This window comes from Okeania sp. SIO2F4, from assembly GCF_010672385.1.
Classification (GTDB): domain Bacteria; phylum Cyanobacteriota; class Cyanobacteriia; order Cyanobacteriales; family Microcoleaceae; genus Trichodesmium.
Genome location: NZ_JAAHGT010000816.1, coordinates 1 through 4,480, shown reverse-complemented (window position 1 = coordinate 4,480; position 4,480 = coordinate 1). Strand labels below are relative to the sequence as shown.

The window sequence follows — 4,480 nt, the reverse complement described above, 5'->3', positions numbered from 1 at the left end:
CTTCTATTTCTAGAGTGGTAAATTTTTGCTTTGTCTCCATTTCAACAAAGACCGGATCTAAGGGTGGGGGAGAAAAATTTGATTAATTTTGACAACCTATATTTTTCTGTAGTTGTTCTAATTCTGCTTCTATTTCCAGAGCGGTAAATTTTTGCTTCGTCTCCATTTCAGCAAAGACGGGGTCTAATTCCATTAATTCCATCATGGCTTGATTATAAGCTTCTTGCCAAGAAACTCGATCTAAAATTTTCCTCTCCATCCGTTCAAAAGTTGCAAAAGAATCAACTATTCGGTTTTGTGGAGATGAGTTAATAGCTTGAAAAAATCCATAAATACCAAGACCGACTACTCCGCCAAAAGCTGCCATTGTTCCCATTCCAATACCAAAAGCAGTTCCCCCAACACCCAACCCCATACCACCAAGAGTAGAAGAAAGAATTACTCCTCCGTAACTACCCATACCAATAAAACCAAAAGCAGTGGGGTCTGATTTTGTAATAGCTTTGAAAGCACCATAGGTTGCTGCACCGACAACTGCACCAGCACCAATAACAGGAGTTGCACCGATGCTCATTCCTCCAAAACTGCCTATTAATCCCATATTGCCAACTGTAGTAGAAAAAGTTGCACCAGTTGCTGCACCTGTGGATATAAAAAAGAAACTTTCCGGTAAATTATTATTCATTGGTCTGCTGCTTCATAAAACTGAAATAAAACGTCATATAACGACATTTTAATGTTTACTTTCTGTCTCTTGGTCAGCATTCCCTCTCTTGGTCAGCATTCCGCAAGCGAGCTGTCGGCGGCGCGGGGTCGCACCGCTTGCGTCTTACGCCGACGCGGGGTCTGACCGCCTTCCACCGGAACTGTCGGCAGCAGGACCTCCACAGGCATCCACGGTCAAGCCGACCGCATCTGTTGAGTGCGTCTTGCATTCTGAGGTTTCCTCAGAATTACGCACTCGCTTTCTTAAATTTATACTTGCGTTTAAATCGCGGTCTATAGATATCCCACAATCAGAACATTAATATACATTATATCCTTATTCTTTGATTAAGTCAATGCTCTATCAAACTGATACAAGGTGTCATATTAGATCGATCGGGACTTAGGCAGAACTACCATATCTAGTAGGGGGTAAACGGCAGTTCACCTCTACAGATTGTTTATGATTTTATATTTTGCGTCAGTCCTGTTGATAAAATATGATAACATAAACAAGAAACCGGGTTTATTACGCTGATTATTGTATTGAAAATTATGAAATTTCCTAGATAAACCAGGTTTCTGCGTCAGTCCTAATCAACATCAGAATAATCTAGAATCAATTATTACATAAATAGTTGACAGTTGTACTAACTCATTAGAAGATAAAAATATTTCCAAATTTACTATTTCCCATTTAGCCAAAAATATGACTACTAACAAACCCAAAATTATTGTTATAGACGACGATCCCACAGGTTCCCAAACCGTTCATAGTTGCTTACTCCTAACTAAGTGGGATGTAGAAACCCTAAAATTAGGATTGCTTGACAAATCTCCCATATTTTTTATCCTCTCCAATACTCGCGCTCTGACTCCCGAACAAGCAGCGATCGTGACACGAGAAGTCACACATAATCTGACAGAGGCGATCGCTCAATCAAATATCCAAGATTTTCTAGTTGTCAGTCGTTCTGACTCGACTCTACGAGGTCACTACCCTATAGAAACCGATGTTATTGCAGGAGAACTCGGTCAGTTTGATGCTCATTTCTTAGTTCCGGCATTTTTTGAAGGAGGGAGAGTCACCCGCAACAGCACCCACTATTTAATAGTCAATGGTGTAGAAACCCCAGTTCACGAAACAGAATTTGCTAAAGATTCAGTATTTGGCTACACCTATAGTTATTTGCCTGATTATGTGGAGGAAAAAACTAAGGGTCAGATCAAAGCTGAAACTGTAGAAAGATTTACACTTAATGATATTCGTTCTGGGAGTTTGGAACGTTTACTGAAATTGACTAGCAACCAATGTGGAGTTGTGGATGGAGAAACTCAAGCGGATTTAGATAGTTTTGCTAACGATCTATTGGCAGCAGCAAGTCAAGGTAAAAAATTTCTGTTGCGGAGTGCTGCCAGTATTTTAACTTCCCTCGCTGCTTTAGGTTCTCAACCTGTAGCTGCGGAGGAAATGAGACAATATGTCAGAAGTGGAAAACCAGGTGTAATTATTGTGGGTTCTCACGTTAAGAAGTCTACTCAACAGTTGGAAAAATTATTACAGGAATCTGAGGTAGTGGGTGTAGAGGTAGATGTGTCTCATTTAGTTGCAGACTCTCCAGAGCAAAGAGCAACTTTACTCAAAAATATTCTGGAAAAAGTTTATGCTGTTCATGCAGAAGGGAAAACTCCTGTAGTTTATACCAGTCGCGAGGAGTTGACTTTTGAAAATGTGCAGGTGCGTTTAGAGTTTGGTGTGGCAGTGTCGGAATTATTGATGGATATTGTTAGGGGTTTGCCAGAGGATATCGGGTTTTTAATTAGTAAAGGTGGAATTACTTCTAATGATACTCTGAGTAAAGGTTTAGCTTTGACTACTGCCAGATTGTTGGGTCAGGTTTTAGCAGGTTGTTCGATGGTGCGAACTCCTACAGACCATCCTCAGTTTCCTGAGTTACCTGTGGTGTTGTTTCCAGGAAATGTTGGGGATGTAGATGGGTTGGTAACAGTTTATCGGCGTTTGAATCAGTAGTTTTCAAGGGCTAGTAACTGTTGGCTAGAATCTGGGTATAATCCATGTGCTTATCTGCAATTATCTATAATTTATGTTACTTGGATTCACGCGCTGAATTACACCCCACAAATAAACAAAAAATCTTGAGGTTGCCAGGTAGAAGCAGGAATAGAACAGATTATAAGCACGAAAATCATAGATTTATATGGATAATCGTAGGTTTCTAAAAACGGCTATTTTTGCTAATTAATTGGTATAAGTCCCGATCAAATCTAAATTATAAAATTTGTAGACACTTTATTTATATGACCAAAAAAAAAGCTACTGTAGTTAAGGAAAAAAAACAAACAGATATCAGTTTTTGTTGGGTTAAGCTGGCACTTAGCCAAACCTACAGAAAAATGATTTCAGCAGTATTTCGTGGAGTTTCTGCTTTAGTGCTGACAACTATCATCAGTTGCAGTCCTTCTCAAAAAACAACAACACCAACAACAAAGACTATTACAGAAGGAATTATAACTGCCACTGATGCTAGTAATACCCAAATAACTCTAGAAAAACCAGCAGAACGAATTGTTTGCTTAGACATTTTATGCATAGATATTTTAGCAGAATTAGGCATAAAACCAATAGGAGTTGTCGGAAAAGATATGATTTCTTGGATACAAGAACCACACCTATTTGGCAAACTGGCTGAAAAACCAGATCTAATTGGTTCTACAGGTATGCTAGAACCAAATTTAGAACAAATTGTTCAACTTAAACCAGATTTAGTTATTGGTATAAATGGTGCCCACAATAAAACACGAGAAGCACTCAAGGGAGTAGTTACTTTCTATCTACTTTCCGTACCACAAAATTATTCAGGAGCGATCGCCAACCTGAAAAATATTGCTGAGTTGACGGATAAAACAGCAGAAGCTGAAACTGCAGCCAAAAAATTCCTGGATAAGTTAGCAACCTACAAGGAAAAATCACCCCAAAATCAAACAGTATTATTCATACATCGTCCACCACCAAACTTTTTTGTAGCTACAGACAAAGCTTTAAATTGTGCAACTATAAATGAAGTTGCTAATTGTTTATCAGCAGAATACAGCAGTGATGCTGTTGCTTTAATTAACTATCTTCCTTTTTCTCTAGAAAGACTTGTAGAGTTAGATCCAGATGTAATTTTTATCTCATCTGGTATTGTAGACAACTATGAAATATTTGTGAATTATTACCAAGATAACCCTTTGTGGGATAACTTAAGAGCAGTGAAAAACAAACGGGTTTACGGTGCTAGCACCTCAAGATTATTTGGTATTGGCACTCGTGGTTTAAGCCAGATGTTAAACCAGACTATGCCAAAGGTTTATCCAAGTGTGTTTCCTGATTCCCAACTATCACAGAGTCAAAATTAATACCTTAATTATTACCTCTCCTTAAAACGGATAGGATTGAGTAAAATGATTTTTTTTCTTTTTTCTCCTTAAAAGGAGAGGCTTTAGACCTTAATTATTCGGTAAATTTTTCGTTATGTATCAAATTTTAAATTAGCTCAAAAGTCATTTATATCAGTTCCTTAAGGCATTTTATGGCTAAATATGCAACGTCTTTTTTTTAGGTTGCTCTACTTACCCTTGGCAAAATTTGTTTAATGCCTTCATAAAAAAGCTGATTGCTGACTGCTAATAGCTAAATGCTTACATATAATTAGATATTAAGAATAGAGGTACAAATTTTGGCAAGAGCAAGAGTAAGACAACACGTTAATCC

General features: G+C 38.0%; 3 protein-coding genes. 2 read left to right on the top strand and 1 reads right to left on the bottom strand.

The features are described 5' to 3' along the window. Positions 1-82 precede the first annotated feature (82 nt). Positions 83-685, bottom strand: coding sequence for a PspA/IM30 family protein (locus F6K22_RS33215; protein ID WP_293108178.1), 603 nt, complete (start codon positions 683-685; stop codon positions 83-85). 729 nt (positions 686-1,414) lie between these two features. Between F6K22_RS33215 and F6K22_RS33210 the strand changes: the two genes are divergently transcribed. Together F6K22_RS33210 and F6K22_RS33205 are read left to right on the top strand one after the other, a co-directional pair. Continuing rightward, positions 1,415-2,737: a four-carbon acid sugar kinase family protein gene (locus F6K22_RS33210; RefSeq protein ID WP_293108175.1), complete on the top strand. Its 1,323-nt coding sequence runs from the start codon at positions 1,415-1,417 to the stop codon at positions 2,735-2,737. Between the two features lie 287 nt (positions 2,738-3,024). Next, complete coding sequence (locus tag F6K22_RS33205) at positions 3,025-4,125, top strand: ABC transporter substrate-binding protein (RefSeq protein WP_293108173.1); 1,101 nt, start codon at positions 3,025-3,027, stop codon at positions 4,123-4,125. Positions 4,126-4,480: the final 355 nt, after the last annotated feature.